Annotated in this window: 14 protein-coding genes; 8 read left to right on the plus strand and 6 right to left on the minus strand. The window is 58.9% G+C overall.

From position 1 onward, the window contains the following. Positions 1 to 23: 23 nt before the first annotated feature. Together DSAT_RS13820 and DSAT_RS13825 are read left to right on the plus strand one after the other, a co-directional pair. On the plus strand, positions 24 to 296 hold the full coding sequence (locus DSAT_RS13820) for an HU family DNA-binding protein (RefSeq protein ID WP_020888153.1): 273 nt from the start codon (positions 24 to 26) through the stop codon (positions 294 to 296). Between the two features lie 36 nt (positions 297 to 332). After that, on the plus strand, positions 333 to 518 hold the full coding sequence (locus DSAT_RS13825; RefSeq protein WP_020888154.1) for a hypothetical protein: 186 nt from the start codon (positions 333 to 335) through the stop codon (positions 516 to 518). A 126-nt stretch (positions 519 to 644) separates the two neighbouring features. On the opposite strand, the gene DSAT_RS13830 is transcribed toward DSAT_RS13825, so the two are convergent. From DSAT_RS13830 to sqr, 5 genes are all read right to left on the minus strand, one after another. Continuing rightward, positions 645 to 2,918, minus strand: coding sequence for a PAS domain S-box protein (locus DSAT_RS13830; RefSeq protein WP_020888155.1), 2,274 nt, complete (start codon positions 2,916 to 2,918; stop codon positions 645 to 647). Positions 2,919 to 2,958: 40 nt separating this feature from the next. Beyond that, positions 2,959 to 4,875: a hybrid sensor histidine kinase/response regulator gene (locus DSAT_RS13835; RefSeq protein ID WP_020888156.1), complete on the minus strand. Its 1,917-nt coding sequence runs from the start codon at positions 4,873 to 4,875 to the stop codon at positions 2,959 to 2,961. 174 nt (positions 4,876 to 5,049) lie between these two features. Further along, positions 5,050 to 5,415 carry a response regulator gene (locus tag DSAT_RS13840; RefSeq protein ID WP_020888157.1) on the minus strand — a complete coding sequence of 122 codons (366 nt, stop codon included), beginning with the start codon at positions 5,413 to 5,415 and terminating at the stop codon, positions 5,050 to 5,052. A gap of 139 nt (positions 5,416 to 5,554) precedes the next feature. Then, a complete protein-coding gene (locus DSAT_RS13845) occupies positions 5,555 to 6,208 on the minus strand; it encodes a helical membrane plugin domain-containing protein (RefSeq protein ID WP_020888158.1) in 654 nt (217 codons plus the stop codon). 11 nt (positions 6,209 to 6,219) lie between these two features. Continuing rightward, positions 6,220 to 7,461, minus strand: coding sequence for a type III sulfide quinone reductase, selenoprotein subtype (sqr, locus tag DSAT_RS13850; protein ID WP_020888159.1), 1,242 nt, complete (start codon positions 7,459 to 7,461; stop codon positions 6,220 to 6,222). An 826-nt stretch (positions 7,462 to 8,287) separates the two neighbouring features. On the opposite strand from sqr, the gene hmcA reads away from it, so the two are divergent. The 6 genes from hmcA to hmcF are packed head-to-tail and all read left to right on the plus strand — an operon-like array spanning position 8,288 to position 14,562. Further along, positions 8,288 to 10,021: a sulfate respiration complex hexadecaheme cytochrome HmcA gene (hmcA, locus tag DSAT_RS13855; RefSeq protein WP_020888160.1), complete on the plus strand. Its 1,734-nt coding sequence runs from the start codon at positions 8,288 to 8,290 to the stop codon at positions 10,019 to 10,021. A gap of 10 nt (positions 10,022 to 10,031) precedes the next feature. After that, positions 10,032 to 11,072, plus strand: a complete 1,041-nt coding sequence (hmcB, locus tag DSAT_RS13860) for a sulfate respiration complex iron-sulfur protein HmcB (RefSeq protein ID WP_020888161.1) — start codon at positions 10,032 to 10,034, stop codon at positions 11,070 to 11,072. Positions 11,073 to 11,082: 10 nt separating this feature from the next. Further along, positions 11,083 to 12,252, plus strand: coding sequence for a sulfate respiration complex protein HmcC (gene hmcC, locus DSAT_RS13865; protein WP_020888162.1), 1,170 nt, complete (start codon positions 11,083 to 11,085; stop codon positions 12,250 to 12,252). A gap of 18 nt (positions 12,253 to 12,270) precedes the next feature. Beyond that, positions 12,271 to 12,435 (plus strand): sulfate respiration complex protein HmcD, encoded by a 165-nt coding sequence (gene hmcD / locus DSAT_RS15645; RefSeq protein ID WP_020888163.1) that lies wholly within the window; start codon positions 12,271 to 12,273, stop codon positions 12,433 to 12,435. 18 nt (positions 12,436 to 12,453) lie between these two features. After that, positions 12,454 to 13,131 carry a sulfate respiration complex protein HmcE gene (hmcE, locus tag DSAT_RS13870; RefSeq protein WP_020888164.1) on the plus strand — a complete coding sequence of 226 codons (678 nt, stop codon included), beginning with the start codon at positions 12,454 to 12,456 and terminating at the stop codon, positions 13,129 to 13,131. 30 nt (positions 13,132 to 13,161) lie between these two features. Further along, positions 13,162 to 14,562 carry a sulfate respiration complex iron-sulfur protein HmcF gene (gene hmcF, locus DSAT_RS13875; protein ID WP_020888165.1) on the plus strand — a complete coding sequence of 467 codons (1,401 nt, stop codon included), beginning with the start codon at positions 13,162 to 13,164 and terminating at the stop codon, positions 14,560 to 14,562. 184 nt (positions 14,563 to 14,746) lie between these two features. On the opposite strand, the gene DSAT_RS13880 is transcribed toward hmcF, so the two are convergent. Then, on the minus strand, positions 14,747 to 15,217 hold the full coding sequence (locus tag DSAT_RS13880) for an RrF2 family transcriptional regulator (protein WP_020888166.1): 471 nt from the start codon (positions 15,215 to 15,217) through the stop codon (positions 14,747 to 14,749). Between the last annotated feature and the right edge of the window lie 209 nt (positions 15,218 to 15,426).

Here is a 15,426-nt window from a genome sequence, read left to right on the forward strand (position 1 = left end):
AGGCAAAAAGAAGGAGAGGAGAGATGACGAAGGCTGAACTGGTTGCCAAGATCGCGGACAAGGCGTCCACCACCAAGGCCAATGCCGAGCGCGCTCTCAACGCGTTCCTTGAGGCCGTCGAAGCCACCCTGGTCAAGGAAGGCAAGCTGACCCTGACCGGCTTCGGAACGTTTGTTGTCGAAGAGCGCAAGGCTCGCACCGGCCGTAACCCGCGTACCGGCAAGGCCATCACCATCCCCTCCACCAAGGTGGTGAAGTTCCGTCCCGGCAAGCTCCTCAAGGACGCCGTGAAATAAACGGCCCGAGGCCATCAGTCACTTTTGGAGGTTGCGATGATTCCCGGCGAAACCATTCAGAGTCCGCTTCCCTGGAATATTCCCTGGTGGATGCCCGATCACTTCGTGTTCTTCGGTGTTCTCTACGCCGTGCTGGCCATTATCGGCACGGGGCTGGGAATCGTTTTCCTGAAGAGTCTGTGGGAGACCGTGAAGGAAAGCGACGGCGAGCACGGGCACTAGCCAATTTTTTAATGTTTTTGAAAAGCCCCTCCCGGCCAAGCCGAGAGGGGCTTTTTCGTGGGCTCCTGTTCATAATCCCTACCGAAGTGGATTCCGCTCGGACACGATCTCTGGCTCGGCTCTCGTCTATTTTCGGGGTGCGACGGGCAGGCGGATGAAGAAGCTCGCGCCGCCCGAGTCGTTGTTCGTCACGTTGATTGTGCCGCCGCAGTCACGGACTATGCCGTAGCTGATGGAGAGCCCCAGGCCCGTTCCCTTGCCCACCTGTTTGGTGGTGAAGAACGGTTCGAAAATCCTGTTGCGGAGGGATTTGGGCACACCTGTGCCGGTGTCACTGATGCGCACGGTGACGAATTCGTGGTTGTGCATCGTCTTGATGGTGATCCGTCGGTCGTTATCGCCGCCGCTTTTCTGGGCTTTCTCTTCAATTGCGTCCCGAGCGTTGAGCAGGAAATTGATGAATACTTGCTCCATGCGGTTAGGTTCGCAAAGGACCAATGGCAGCTTTTCGTCTTCATCCCAATCGACAGTTATATTGCGCAGTGTCAACTGTTGCTTGAAGAATTCGAAGGCGCGCTTGAGCACGTCGTTGATGTTCACCCGTTCCATTTGGATGTCGGACATGCGGCCGAATGCGCGCATATGACCGATGATTTTGGTGGCTCGATCCACGCTGCCGGATGCAAGTTCGGCGATTTTTGCAATGTCCTCGGCTGGAACAGGGTCGCCACGACCGATTTTGCGCTTGAGCAGGTCCACCGAAGTTTGGATGACCGCCAACGGCTGGTTCAGTTCGTGAGCCACGCCCGTAGCCATTTCACCTAGCGTGGCCATTTTGCTAGCCTGGATCAGATGTTGTTCGATTTCAAGTCGCTTGGTGATGTCCGTGATGGAAACCAGCCAAACCTTTCGCCCCGCGAATTCCGACGGCGAAGAATGAACCGAGACATAGAATTCCCGGCCCGATTTGGTGATGTGTTTGGATTGGTTGATGATGTCGCCTGTCTGCACTGCCCGGATGCAGCTATTCGAACCATCGTCAACGCAGAGTTGAAGAAACGACATGCCGAGAAGTTCGCTCTTGGTGTATCCATAGAGGCTCAAGGCGCTTCGGTTGCAGTCGAGAATGGAAAAGTCGTCCGCATCGATGACGAAGAGCGAATTCGGAATATTGTTGAAAATATCGCAATATTTCTTTTCGGAACGACGTACCTCTTCCTCAAGCTCTTTGCGGGAGGTGATGTCGAGGCACATCTCCATGGCTGCGACAACGTTGCCGTCTGTATCGTAGATCGGTGAGGTGGTAACTATCCAGTGTGCCTTGCGGCCGTCCTTGTAGTAACCCGTCTCCTCGGTGACATGGGATTTTCCGTCGCTGATGGTCTTGAGTACAGGGCATGAAGGACAGGGGTCATCGCGGTTCTTGTACGCCTTGTAGCAGTATTCCCCGACGCTTGCGGAGAATTTTTCCTCGAAGGTCCTGTTGAAAGAAAGGAGCTGGAGGTCTTCGTTCTGCACCGTTATCAGACAAGGCACACCCTCAAAAAGGTTTTGGTATTGGTTGCGCTGGATGCGCAACTGATCTTGCTTGTCGATGAGGTCGTTGCCCATCTCGAAAATGGCTTTTGAAAGTTGGCCGATCTCGTCGGGTTGGTCGACCATGGCCCGTTCGATCTTGACGCCCTTGGCCAATTGTCCCGCGCCTTGCACGATTTTGCTCAAGGGCCGTTTGATGAGCACGAAGAAAAGAATGAAAAGGGTCGCGAAAATGGACACGAAGAGCAGGACGGCTAGCAGGATCGTGTTCCGCCTGCTGTCGCGCGCGAGAAGATCGGTTTGGTCGAGGGAGAACGCGATATCGAGCACTCCCAGAATGGGTTCGTCGGGACGGTGGTAGTGACAGGGCGGTCCCGAGCAGCCGGGATCGTTGGGGATGGGACTGACCATGCGCATGATGCGTTCATCGTTGACCACGGTCTGCTGGTAAATGCTTTGCTCTTGCGTGGGGTACAGAATGGCGGGCGATATCGCGTGGCAGACTTGGCAGATGCCCGAGGCTTGGTCGATCTCCTCTCCGACCTCAGAGGCATGGCTGGAGAACATGACCACCGAGTATTTGTCGATGATGCGGACACCACGAATTTCGCCCAATCTGCTGTAGTTGTTGACGATCATTTTGATGTCGTCGCGCGAGTTCAGCATCATCGCATAGTGCAGTCCAAGTCGGATGGTGTTGGACAACCGCTCGGCATGCTGGATGATATTTTCCGTGACTATCCGTTCCTGAAAAGAGAGGTGGAAGGAGGCCCAGATGGAGGTGCTGAGAATGAGCACCACGGCGACGGGCAGGTTGATCTTGAGGATCAACCTGCGTCGGATGTAGTCGAAGATGCGCCGCATGGCTTTCTCGGTTCAGGCGATTCGGGCGGGCCTGGGTCGCTCAGGGCCTGTCGCGCGGCACGAACACGGAAAAGGTCGTGCCCATGCCGAGTTCGGATTCCACCACGATGCGGCCGCCATGCTGTTCGATGACTTGGTTGGAGATGAACAGACCCAGCCCTGTTCCCTTCGATCCCTTTGACGAGAAGAAGAGGGTGAACATTTTCTCCTTGGTTTCCCTGTCCATGCCCATGCCGTTGTCTCGGATCTCGAAGACGACGTTGTCGGGTTCCGAACGCACGGAAAAGAGGATCTCGTGACCGGATTTTGTCTTGTCTTCCGCGCAGGCGTCCACTGCATTTTCCAGAAAATTGATCAGGGCGGAGGCCATGGCTATTTCGTCCATTTCGATCATGCCCAGGCTCGGCGGAACGTTCAGGACGAAGGTGACGCCCTTTTGTTCCGCCTTGGGGCGGATGGTCGCGGCCATGTTGTCCGCGAAATCGTTTAGATCGACGAGTTCGAGCGCAGGCTCGCGCGACTTGGCGTAATAAAGAATGTCGAGCACCATTTTCTTGATGCGCTCGACCTTATCCTTGACGATGGCCCACCCCTGGTCGATGCGGCTCTGGTCACCGCGCGCGCGCCCCGCTTCGACCTTGTAGATGCCGCCGTCGAGAGAAGTGATGAGCCCCTTGACCCCGTGCGACATGGAGCCGAGCATGAGCCCGAGCGAAGAGAGATGGTCCTGAAGGGCTCGTATCTGGGTGATGTCGGTGGAAATCTCCATGACCTGCTCAATCTCCCCGCTCTGGTTGCGGATGGGAGCGGTCTGGACGAGGACGTTACGGGGCTTGCCGTCGCGGGTGGTGACCACGGTCTCGTGTTCGTGCGACTCGCCGTCCGCAAAGGTGTCGAGGATGGGACACGGCTCGCAGATATCCTCGCGGCGGTGCAGGCTCTCATGGCATTTGCCGCTGCGACAGTCGCCGAAATCCTGGCGGATGCGGCGATTGCATTCGATGACGTTGAAATCCCGATCCACCACGGAGATGTAGCAGGGCACGGCGTCGAAGAGGCGTTGGTAGCGCTCTCGCGTGGCACGCAGATCCTCCTGGAGGCGTTGGACCTCGGTGATGTCCACGGAAATCTCGATGACAAGTTCGACGCTGCCATCCTTGCTGGCGATGGGCGCGGTGTGGACGATGACCGGAATGTCCGTTCCTTCCTTGTCCACAAGGGTCTCACGGCTGCGCTGCCCTTTTCCTAGGTTCAGGGTCATCCAGACCGGGCAGGCGTTGCCGCTACCCTGGCGGTTGGCGTAAACTTCCCAGGAATTGCGGCCGACCATGTCGCCCAGGCGTTCCCGGAAAAGCTGGTTGACGGCCACGACTTCCAGGAAGCGGTTGTGAATGGAAATGAAGCAGGGCATTTCGTTGAAGTAGCTCGGGCCGTCCTCGAAGGTCTCCACGAGGCTCTTCATGGCTGAAGAAAGTCCTTCCACCACCTGGCCGACGGCTATCTGGCGTTCAAGTTCCACAAGCCGCGCGGACTTCTCCTTGACGATCTGCTCCAGGTTGCGGGTGTGTTCACGCAACTGGCGTCGCATGACGATCTTTTCCAGGGTTCGGGAGAGGGCTTTTTGCAAAAGCTCGTCGCGGATGGGCTTGGTCAGGAAGTCCGTGGCGCCGTGTTGCAGGCTTTGAATGGCGAGGTCCATGTCGCCGTGGCCTGAGATCATGATGACCTCGACGTCCGGGTACAGGCCCTTCAGGCGCCTGAGCAGCTCGACGCCGTCGATCCCGGGCATCTTGATATCCGTGAGCACGATGGCCGGATCGGCTCGTTCGATGATCGTCAGGGCGTTTTCGCCGCTTTCTGCGGAGATGACCTCGTAGCCGAGATCCTCGATGGAGAGGGTGAGAACTTGCCGCAGGGCTTCCTCGTCGTCGACGAGGAGGATCCGTTCCTTGTTCATCCGCGATCACCCGTCAAGCGTCGGTCGGAAGCCTGAGTTCCGGCCGGTGTGAAGTCCGCGGCATCGCGTCGAGACGACGCCGGGTCGGGCATGCCCCCAAAGGAGGCATGCCCGCAACATTCGGCAGAGCCGGGAAGCACGCTCGCCGGATCGGCTCGCAACCCGGCGAAGCAACTATTTCGCCAGCATTTTTTTCACGGTCTCCAGCACGACTTCCGGCGTGATGGGCTTTTGAATGACCGGAACGCTTTTGTTCAGGGCGGGCGGCCTGGGGCCGACGCCGCTGATGACCACCACCGGGATTTCGGCGAGGTAGGGCTCCTGACGCATCTTCACGTAAAAGAGCGTCCCGCCGCGGCCCGGCATGTCCATGTCCAGGGTGATGAGGTCGGGCTTCCTGGTCTGGGCCACCTCGATGCCCTCCACGCCGTTGCCCGCGGAGAGCGTCTCGTACCCTGCGTCCTGGAAGATGTCTGTGAGGTAGCTTACGATTTCGGGATCGTCGTCGATGATCAGGATGCGCGTCTTTTTTTCCGACATTTCCTTGTCCTCGTCTCGCGCCGCGCCGCCAGGGCGGCCGGGTTGGCGAATTGCAACCCTTTGCGGGAACGGAGCGAGGAGATTGCGAGGTCGCTCCGTTCCCGGATGGGTCTTCATGCGTGTGTGTGCGGGTTTTTCCCTAGGCCTCCTGGAGTTTGCCCAGGGCCTTGGTCATCTGGAGCACGACGCCGAGCGACTTCTTCATCTCGGGATCGTTCATGGCGCCGATCAGCCCGAACATGCCGACGGGCTTGGCTTCCTCTATCTTCATCTGCGTGGGCAGTTCCGAGAGCTTTTCCAGCATGTCGAGCATCTCGGGGGTGGTGATTTTCTTCAGCATGCCAATGAGTTTCACAAAGCCTTCGCTCATGGCTTCGATGTCCTCGGGGCCGTACTGCTCCGCGACTTTGGCGCGGACCTCGATCATGGCCTCGTAAGTGCGGAACACGCCGCGCTGTTCGAGGGTTCCCAGGTAGCGAATGACCTGGTGCATGGTGGATTTGAGCATGGGCTCGGCCGTGTGCCACATCTCGATCGCATTTTCGAGTTGGTCCAGGGCGTAGGCCATGTTGCCGATGTTGCGCAGGAACCGCTTGACGAGCAGGAAGGTGTCCTCAAGCTGGAAGCCGGCTTCGACCTCGCCAAGCTCCTTCAAGGCAATTTTGAAGGCCTGCTTGGTCAAAGGCTCTATGTCGTGCTTCAGATCCTCCCACGCCTGCCGGGCCTGCCGCGCCTCGACCAATTCGGTCTCGATACGCTCGAGCCGTTCGAGGATCTGCTGTTCGATGCTCATTCCTCTCCCTCCTACATGCTGCAAGCGCCGATGATCTTCTTGCCTGCCATGAACATCTGAGGCTCGAGCGGCAATTCTTTACCCTTGAGCATGAGGTTGAAGTACACCCACTTGAACATCATCTTGCCCCAGTAGTTGGTGAAGGTCTCGCCCAACAGGTCGAAGGGACCCACGCCGGGGAAGGGGTACTTGCCCGGCAGCGGCTCGACTTTGTAGTTGAAGTCGATGAGCGTGGACTTCTCGTAGCCGGTGACGATGAAGCAGGTGGAGTGTCCGTCGAACTCGGGCAGGGGAGCCAGACCCTCGATTTCGCGCTCCAGGTTCTCGCATACGATGTCGGACTCGTAGTGGGCCACGGAGCCGGCCTTGGAGGTGGGGACGTTCGTGGCGTCGCCGATGATGTAGACGTTGTCGAAGTCCTTGGCTTTCAGGGTGTGGTGGTCGGTGTTCACGTAGCCCATGACGTCGCCGATCTCACTGTCCATGATGACCTTGGAACCGAGGTTGGGCGGAATGGCGATCATCAGGTCGTAGTTCACCTCTTCACCCTTGTGGGACTCGATGACTTTGCGGCCGACGTCCACGGAGCCGATTTCGAAGCTCGGGGTGATGGTGATGTTCTTCTCTTCGCAGAGCTTGCCGAGGATCTGGGCGGCCACGGGCTTGGTGAAGGCGCCGGTGAGCGGCGTGACCAACTCGATTTCGATGTTGCAGCGGGTGTCGTGTACCGAGAAGAACCAGTCGGCCAGGAAGACGAATTCCAGCGGGGCGACAGGGCACTTGATGGGCATCTCGGCGATGTTCAGGACGAGCTTTCCCTTCTCGAAGTGCTTGAGCTTCTTGGCCAGGGCCACGGCGCCGTCGGGGGTGTAGAAGTTGTGGATGTCATCACCCCAGCCGTCCTCCATGCCCTCGATCTCGTCGGGAGCGATGCGGCAGCCGGTGGCGATGACCAGCCAGTCGTATTCGTACTTGCCTTTGGCGGTGGTCACGCGCTTGGCTGCGGGGTCGACGTTGGTGATCTCGTCCTGCACGAAGGTCACGCCCTTGGGCACGAAATCGGTCTGGGGCTTGATGCAGTCGTTGATCGTATAGATGCCGAAGGGGACGAAGAGCCAGCCGGCCTGGTAGTGGTGCTGCCAGGAGCGGTCGATGATGGTGATGCTCCACTCTTTTTCGTCGAGCTTCTTGCGCATCTTCGTCGCAACCATGACGCCGCCGGCGCCGGAACCGAGGATGAGAAGTTTCTTCATGGCGATCAAAACTCCTTGATTCGTGGTGATCGAAAATTGTTCCCTGGCCCCGTTCCTCGACCGCGCAAGGGCCGGGGGCCGCGTCGAAACCAAGCGATCGTGGATCGCGACTTCCCCGATCAGGCGACGACGAAGTCGCTTCTATACCTTCGGAGTTCCTTTTGGCAAGAAAATTATACTGCTAAAGTGTATTTTAGATAAAAGTAGTATTGGGGGGCGGGTAGGGGGCAAAAAAATCATTCAAAAACATGGAATTTGGGAGGTTACAAGGTTCTTGGGGAGGGGGGCGAGTGGCTACCACAGGAATGTCCAGGTGGGATATTCGCCGGGTGTTCGTCCGATTTTTTTTCTTTATCTTATTATTTCAGACAATTGTAAAATTCATGCCGGTGTGGTCGGCAATTTGAAGACTTGTTCAGCTTTTGGGGGCAATCTCGGGCGTATTTTGCGACTTTGATTTGTGATTTTTTGCCCAAATCGATATGCCGGCATTCCTCGTCGATGGGGCATGGGGGCATTGGGCAGCGTAACTGTCCGTGGGTTCTGGTAAAGCTAAGTTCTCGAATTCATACTGCTTAAATATACATAAGAGATGCCTTGGTACGGTGGTATGGTTGCGGAGACGTTGTGGGCATGATAGGGGATCAAAGCCTTGCAGGAGATTGCGAAATGACCTGAACAACCAGCCGATTTTGTGTGGTTCGACTGGGGTTCAGGATGCAGGGGTGTTGGGGTGATCGGCGCGTGGTGCGGCCGACCCTCCAAGTTGTAGTGGAAAGTGTGTGTGTGGGTTTTTATTGGTCGAGGTCAAGCAAGGGAGCCTTTCATGAAGAAGAAAACCGTTGCGCTCTTGTGCTCCTTGTTCGCAGCCGCGTTCTTCCTGGCCGGATTCATCGGCTCGGAAGCGGTCGGCAGCGCGGGAGAGGGCGGCCAGGTGGACAAGGGACGGGCGGATGTCATCGCCATCGACGCGCTGACCCGTTTCGGTCCTCTTGAGGAATCCGTGGTCATGTTCATGCACGACAAACACACCGAAGCCCTCGCCAAGCGCCCGGAGTGGAGCGAGAAGGGCTGTTTGACGTGCCATCCGGCCGACGAGAAGGGCAAGATGACCTTGGATTTTATGAAGCCACTGGGCGATTCCAAGGTTGAGGCGAAGAACATTTATCACGATGGTTGCATCAACTGTCACGTCGATCTGGTCAAGGCCGGCGAGAAGAGCGGGCCCACGGCCGAAGCTTGTCGCAACTGTCACCGTCTGGACCATGGTCTGGAGATCGAGTCCCTTCCCGTGACCGTCGATCGCAGCTTGCACTATCGTCACACCAAGATCTACGCCGATGACAAACAGAAGTGCGGCGTGTGCCACCATCAGTGGGACGAAACGGCCGGTAAGGTTGTGCCCGCAGTCGAGGAGAAGGACGTTCCCGGCGCGTGCGTTTACTGCCACAAGGCCGAACCGACCGTGATCGAAGGGCCCAAGCCCGTCACGGTCCGTAGTCTGCGTAAGGCATCGCACGGCGAGTGCGTGGCCTGCCACCTGGAGCGTACAACCGAACCCAACAGCACTATCAAGGCTCCCTTCGATTGTGCCGGTTGCCACTCCGCATCCGCGCAGGAGCAGATCGCCGAGCGCAACAAGAAAGCTGCCATCGAAGCGAGGGAAGACGCCCTCAGGATCAAGCGTGGCCAGCCTGACGCCGCTTTGGTCAGGGGCAGCGTGGAATTTTCGCCCGAAGTCAAGGTGCTGCCCATGGGCGTTGTACCTTTCAACCATAAGGCTCACGAGGACAAGGTCTCGACCTGTGTCGCCTGCCACCATGCCAGCCTCGACTCGTGCAGCAGCGCCTGCCACACAGTCGTCGGCGACGCCAAGGGCGGCTTCATCGGCCTTGAGCAGGCTATGCATGATAGGAACGCCACGCAAAGCTGCGTCGGCTGCCATACGCAACTGCAGCAGGATCAGAGCTGCATCGGCTGCCATGGGCTCATGCCCGGCAAGCCCGCCGTTACCGAGGCGACCTGCGCTCCCTGCCATCTCAAGATCGACACGGCCATGCTGGCCGGGGTGAAATCGCAAGAGGACAGCCAAGCCTTGGCCCAGATGCTCATCAGGGCCAGACCCGCTCCGCATGTGCTCAAGGCCGAGGACGTCCCGGACATCGTGACCATCGACGCCCTGGTCGACAAGTACGAGGCCTCGAAGCTGCCGCATCGCAGGATCGTTTTCGCCATGCTCGACCGCATCAAGGACGACGATCTGGCCAAGACGTTCCACGCTGCCGAATTCGCGGTCTGCGCGAGCTGCCATCACAACTCGCCCCCGTCGAAGAATCCTCCCAAATGCGCGAGCTGCCATCCGGCCAAGACGGGTGGCGACGCCACCGGGCGTCCGGGACTCATGGCGGCCTACCATGGCCAGTGCATGGGGTGCCACACCATGATGGGCATCGAGGGCAAGGTCTACAGCCAGTCGCCCGACGCCAAGCCGGTTCCGGCGGCGACGGATTGCACCGGCTGCCACAAGGAACGCACCGGCGTTTCGGTCGAGAAGAAGTAGCGGGGCGAAAATGGAAAGACGTACTTTCCTCAAATTACTCGGTGGAACGGGACTGGGCGCTGCGGTGCCCAGCACCGCCAAGGCCGCGAGCGGCAAGGAATTCACGGGCTACCCCGATGCCTCGGGCGTTCTTTTCGACGCCACGAAGTGCATTGGCTGCCGCAAGTGCGAGGCCGCCTGCAACGTTGTCAACGAAATGCCCGAACCCGAGCGTCCGTTCGACGATCTCAAGGTTCTGGATGAAAGACGGCGCACGGACTTCTCGACCTACACGGTGGTCAACAAGTACTCCCCTGTTTCGGGGCGTCCGCCCGTGTTCGTCAAGAACCAGTGCAACCACTGCCAGGAACCGGCCTGTGCTTCGGCCTGTTTTGTCAAGGCGTTCACCAAGACACCCACAGGCGCGGTGATCTACAATGAAAAGGTCTGCGTCGGCTGTCGGTACTGCATGATCGCGTGTCCCTTCAGCGTTCCGACGTATGAATATCATTCGGCGCTCAACCCCCGGGTTCGCAAGTGCACGATGTGTCATCCGCGTCTGCTGGAAGGAAAGCTGCCCGGATGCGTCGAAGCCTGCCCCAAGGAGGCCCTCATCTTCGGCAAGCGGTCCGAACTCATCAAGATCGCCAGACGGCGCATCGAGAACGAGCCCGGAAAGTACGTCGATCACATCTACGGCGAACACGAGATGGGCGGTACGAACTGGCTATATTTGTCCGGCGCGCCATTTGAGAAAATCGGGCTGCGCGAGGACCTTGGGACGACCTCCGCCCCTGAATACACCGCCGGGGCGCTGGCTGCAGTTCCCGTGGTCGTTGGCCTTTGGCCGGTGCTCCTGACCGGCGTTTACGTCGTCTCCAAGCGTAAGGACCGCGTGGCCAGGGAAGAGCGGGAAGAGGCGGTGCGCGAAGCCGTAGCCAAGGCCGAAGCGCGCGCCGAACAGCGCGTGGCCGACGAACTGAAGAAGGCCGAAACCGCGCACAAGCGTCAACTCGACGCCGAAATCCGCAAGGCTCTCGAAAAAGCCGCGCAGCAAGAGAAACAGGAGTAGGAGGCCGTCGATGTCGCATCCGGAACAAACGAAATCGGGGCTTACCCCCTTTACCGTGGTCGGCGGGTTCATCCTCCTGCTCGGCTTGGTCGTCACGGTGCTGCGCTTTACTGGCGGACTCGGAGCCGTGACCAATCTTGACGACAACAACCCCTGGGGTGTGTGGATCGCCTTTGACCTGCTGTGCGGCGTCGCGCTCGCGGCGGGTGGCTATACCACATCTGCGGCCTGCTACATCTTCGGGCTCAAGCGCTACCACGGCGCGGTCAGGCCGGCCATTCTCACGGCCTTCCTCGGCTACGCCCTGGTGGTCTTCGCCCTGCATTATGACGTCGGTCAGCCTTGGAGGCTGCCGTACCCCATCTTCGTCTCCCAGGGCACCACGTCGCTGCTCTTCGAAGTGGGCTTGTGCGTCTTCCTCTACCTGACCGTGCTCTTCATCGAGTTCAGCCCCGCCGCTCTCGAGTGGCTGGGACGGAAGAAGGTGCGGGATCTGGTCGTCCGCCTCACGCTGCTGCTGACGATCTTCGGCGTGGTCCTCTCGACCCTGCACCAGTCGTCGCTCGGCGCTCTCTTCCTCATAGCGCCGTCAAAGCTGCATCCCCTCTGGTACTCCTCGTATCTGCCCCTGTTCTTCTTCGTCTCGAGCATGTTCGCGGGCATGTCCATGGTCATATTCGAGAGCACGCTCTCGCACCGGCACTTCCATCACAAGATGGACAAGGATCATCTCGACTCCTCGGACCTGGTCGCGTTCGGCTTCTCCAAGGCCGCCTGCGTGATCATGTGCGGCTATCTGGCGCTGAAGCTCTTCGGCTTGGCCATGGACGGCAACTGGCACTACCTCGGTACTGGCTGGGGATCCTGGTTCCTGTTCGAACTGCTCGGCTTCGTGGCGCTTCCCGCGCTGCTCTACGCCATCGGCGCCCGCGAGCGGAACTTGATCATTATCCGCTGGGCCGCCGTTCTCGGTGTGCTGGGCATCGTGCTCAACCGCTTCAACGTGAGCTTGGTGGCCTTCAACTACCACCTGCCTTCCTCGGACAGGTATTTCCCGCACTGGATGGAGATCGTCATCTCGCTCTTCATCGTTACCGTGGGCGTGTTTGTCTTCAGATTCGTGGTCACCAGGATGCCCATCTTCCATGAGCACCCCGAATACAAGGAATCCCACCACTAGCGGTGGGGGAGGTTCACCATGTTCTATACGCTGCACGACTTCATGCTCCACAGCAAGGGACTGACTTACGTCCTCATGGGGCTCGTCCTGGTCGCCATGGTCGGCGTGTGGGTATTCCTTCTCGACAGAAGCGAGGAAGACCACGAACGCTTCAACATCAAGCACGGCGGTCACGACGACTAGCCTGGGGGAGAATCGGATATGTACAGCTTTCTTACCGGCCCCATGCTTTGGATCGCCTTCCTGGTGTTCTTCGTCGGCCTTGGCGTCCGTGTCGTGCTCTACGTGCGCGGTCTGAGCTGGCAGCTCGATCGCGTGGCTTACGGGCACTTCCGAGGCCAAGGCTTCTTGTGGGCGCTTAAGTCGATCCTTTTCTGGCTGATACCTTACAAGCCCAAGTGCTGGCAGAAGAATCCTGTCTTTTCGGCGATGTTCTTCCTGTTCCACATCGGCTTGGTTTTCGTGCCCATCTTCCTTTATGCGCACGTTATGCTCATCGAGCGCGCCTGGGGCGTTTCCTGGCCCACGCTGCCGACCGCCGTCGCGGATGCGTTGGTCGTGATGGCCATCATAGCGGGCGTTTTTCTGGCCATCCGCCGGATCGCCCTGCCTGAGGTGCGAATTCTGACCACCCCGCACGACTGGTTCATTCTCATCCTGAGCCTGTCCGTGCTCGCCACCGGATTCCTTTCCGCCACGCAGCAGACGAGCGGGGATGGATGGCTCCTGGCCCATGTGGCCCTGGCCGAGGCCCTCTTGATCGCCGCTCCGTTCACGAAGCTGTCCCACATCGCGCTCTTTTTCTGTACCAGGGCGCAGATCGGTATGGACTTCGGTATCAAGCGCGGTGGCATGAAGGGCCGGGGTATCGTTTGGTAACCCGCGAGAAGCGAGACGAGGAGATCTGTCATGCCTGAAGGCGTTTATTGCAACAGAAAGCCCATTCAGAACGATACGGAGCTCAAGGCGCTTCTCGCGGACACGAGGGGACGCCAGTACTACGAGGAGATGAAATCCCTCGACGTGGACAAAGACAAGCTCCGCACGACGCTCAAAAACACGTTCAAGTCGCGTCTCAAGACGTGGCTGGACATCTGCGCCCGCTGCGGCATGTGCGCGGACAGTTGCTTTCTGTATCTGGTCAACAACCGCGATCCCAAACAGGTGCCGTCCTACAAGATCCAGTCCACGCTTGGCGAGATCGTGCGCCGCAACGGCGACGTGGACAACGCCTTCATGCACTATGCCATGGAGGTTGCCTGGTCCAAGTGCACCTGCTGCAACCGCTGCGCCCAGTACTGTCCGCACGGCATCGATATCGGCGTGATGATGAGCTACACACGCGGCATCCTCAATTCGCAGGGCTTTGTTCCCTGGGAGCTCAAGATCGGTGCTGGCATGCACCGCGTCTATCGCGCCCAGATGGACGTCACCCCCGAGGAGTGGGTGGAGACCTGCGAGTGGATGGCGGAAGAGCAGCAGGACGAGTGGCCTGGGCTTGAGATTCCCGTCGACAAGGAAGACGCGGATATCATGTACACTTGCAACGCCCGCGAGCCCAAGCACTATCCGGAGGACCTGGCCGAGGCGGCCATCCTCTTCCACATCGCGGGCGAGAACTGGACCGTTCCGAGCAGGGGATGGGAGCAGACCTCGCTGTCGCTTTTCGCGGGCGACTGGGAAGCCTGCAAGATGCAGGTCATGGAAGTGTATGCGGCCATGGAGCGCCTGCGTCCAAAGCGCATGGTGGGCACCGAGTGCGGCCACGCGCACCGGGCCACGGTCATCGAAGGGCCATACTGGGCGGGAAGGCCTGACGGCCAGCCGCCCGTGCCCTGCATCCACTACGTCGAATGGGTTGCCGAGGCGCTACGCACCGGAAAGCTGAAGATCGATCCGACCAAGCGCCTCAAGGTGCCCGTCACCTACCAGGACTCCTGCAACTACATCCGCAACTACGGTCTCGCGGAAATCGGCCGCGAAATCCTGAGCTACATCGTCGAGCCCGGCTATTTCATCGAAATGACCCCCAACAAAGAGCACAACTACTGCTGCGGCGGTGGCGGCGGGTTCAACGGCATCGGCATGTTCCGGCCGCAACGCAACAGGGCGCTTCTGATGAAGCGTGAGCAGATTCTGGCAACCGGTGCAAAGACTGTGATTTCGCCCTGCCACAACTGCTGGGACGCCATCCGCGACCTGGAGGAAGAGTACCCGATCGGCATCTCCTGGTCCTTCCTCAAGCCTTTGCTTCTGAGCATGGTCATCGTGCCCGAGCATCTCAAGCCCAAGGAAGAGGACGAGGAATAGTCCGAAGGGCCGCCTCCGCGTGAAGAACACCTCGCACGCAACGTATCGAGCGGGGACGACGGAAACGTCGTCCCCGTTTTTTTTGGAGTGCCTCGCTGGGGCTGCTGCGGGCGGGGAACGACGTGTGGATGGAAAGATCGTAAGGAAGGATGTTTTGGACGCAAAGGTGACGGAAGTTGGGCGGTCAGTTCAGGTCGAGGATCTTTCCCCCCTTGTTTCCGCCGGGACAGGCGCGCGGGAATGCGCCGGAGCGGGCTTGATCAATGAGATCGGCCAGCGTGAATGTGTTCAGTTTCTCGAACATGGCACTGCTGGCGTCCATCCAGAGCATTCGGGTGATGCATTTGTCAGACATCTCGCAATGATCGCTCGACGTGCCGCAATCAACGAGACAACTGTCGCCTTCCAAAAGCTTGATGACTTCCCCCAGGGAGATGCTCTCCGGGGGCATGGCGATGGAATGGCCGCCTTTCTTTCCGCGAGTGCTGGTAAGATAACCCGCCTTGCGCAGTATCTGAGCGATATGTTCAAGATATTTCACGGAAATTTTTTGTCTTTCCGCAGTGTCCTGGATGCGGACGGGGCCGTCCTTGTCGTTGAGGGCGATGTCGAGCAGCAGTCGCGTCCCATAACGGCTTTTGGTGGAAAGTCTCATCTCGACCTCATGAGGTTGAAACGTAAAAAAGATCGGCGACGCCATCTGATGCTATGGAGTGTATCGTTAGCGTATGAACCAGAGGAGCGCAATAGGGTTTAATTCACAAGCGGCGAGCCTGAAAAAGGCGAAAAATCACAAGCGGCGTGTGAGCGGCCCCGACGTCGCCGTGTCGGTTATGGGCAAACCGGGCAAGAGCGCCGGGACGG

This window comes from Alkalidesulfovibrio alkalitolerans DSM 16529 (assembly GCF_000422245.1).
In the GTDB taxonomy this organism is placed as follows: domain Bacteria; phylum Desulfobacterota; class Desulfovibrionia; order Desulfovibrionales; family Desulfovibrionaceae; genus Alkalidesulfovibrio; species Alkalidesulfovibrio alkalitolerans.

What these genes read in the sequence shown, in the direction of transcription:
- DSAT_RS13820 (WP_020888153.1), top strand. Translation starts at nt 24, where the DNA reads ATGACGAAGGCTGAACTGGTTGCCAAGATCGCGGACAAGGCGTCCACC.
- DSAT_RS13825 (WP_020888154.1), top strand. Translation starts at nt 333, where the DNA reads ATGATTCCCGGCGAAACCATTCAGAGTCCGCTTCCCTGGAATATTCCC.
- DSAT_RS13830 (WP_020888155.1), bottom strand. Translation starts at nt 2,918, where the DNA reads ATGCGGCGCATCTTCGACTACATCCGACGCAGGTTGATCCTCAAGATC.
- DSAT_RS13835 (WP_020888156.1), bottom strand. Translation starts at nt 4,875, where the DNA reads ATGAACAAGGAACGGATCCTCCTCGTCGACGACGAGGAAGCCCTGCGG.
- DSAT_RS13840 (WP_020888157.1), bottom strand. Translation starts at nt 5,415, where the DNA reads ATGTCGGAAAAAAAGACGCGCATCCTGATCATCGACGACGATCCCGAA.
- DSAT_RS13845 (WP_020888158.1), bottom strand. Translation starts at nt 6,208, where the DNA reads ATGAGCATCGAACAGCAGATCCTCGAACGGCTCGAGCGTATCGAGACC.
- sqr (WP_020888159.1), bottom strand. Translation starts at nt 7,461, where the DNA reads ATGAAGAAACTTCTCATCCTCGGTTCCGGCGCCGGCGGCGTCATGGTT.
- hmcA (WP_020888160.1), top strand. Translation starts at nt 8,288, where the DNA reads ATGAAGAAGAAAACCGTTGCGCTCTTGTGCTCCTTGTTCGCAGCCGCG.
- hmcB (WP_020888161.1), top strand. Translation starts at nt 10,032, where the DNA reads ATGGAAAGACGTACTTTCCTCAAATTACTCGGTGGAACGGGACTGGGC.
- hmcC (WP_020888162.1), top strand. Translation starts at nt 11,083, where the DNA reads ATGTCGCATCCGGAACAAACGAAATCGGGGCTTACCCCCTTTACCGTG.
- hmcD (WP_020888163.1), top strand. Translation starts at nt 12,271, where the DNA reads ATGTTCTATACGCTGCACGACTTCATGCTCCACAGCAAGGGACTGACT.
- hmcE (WP_020888164.1), top strand. Translation starts at nt 12,454, where the DNA reads ATGTACAGCTTTCTTACCGGCCCCATGCTTTGGATCGCCTTCCTGGTG.
- hmcF (WP_020888165.1), top strand. Translation starts at nt 13,162, where the DNA reads ATGCCTGAAGGCGTTTATTGCAACAGAAAGCCCATTCAGAACGATACG.
- DSAT_RS13880 (WP_020888166.1), bottom strand. Translation starts at nt 15,217, where the DNA reads ATGAGACTTTCCACCAAAAGCCGTTATGGGACGCGACTGCTGCTCGAC.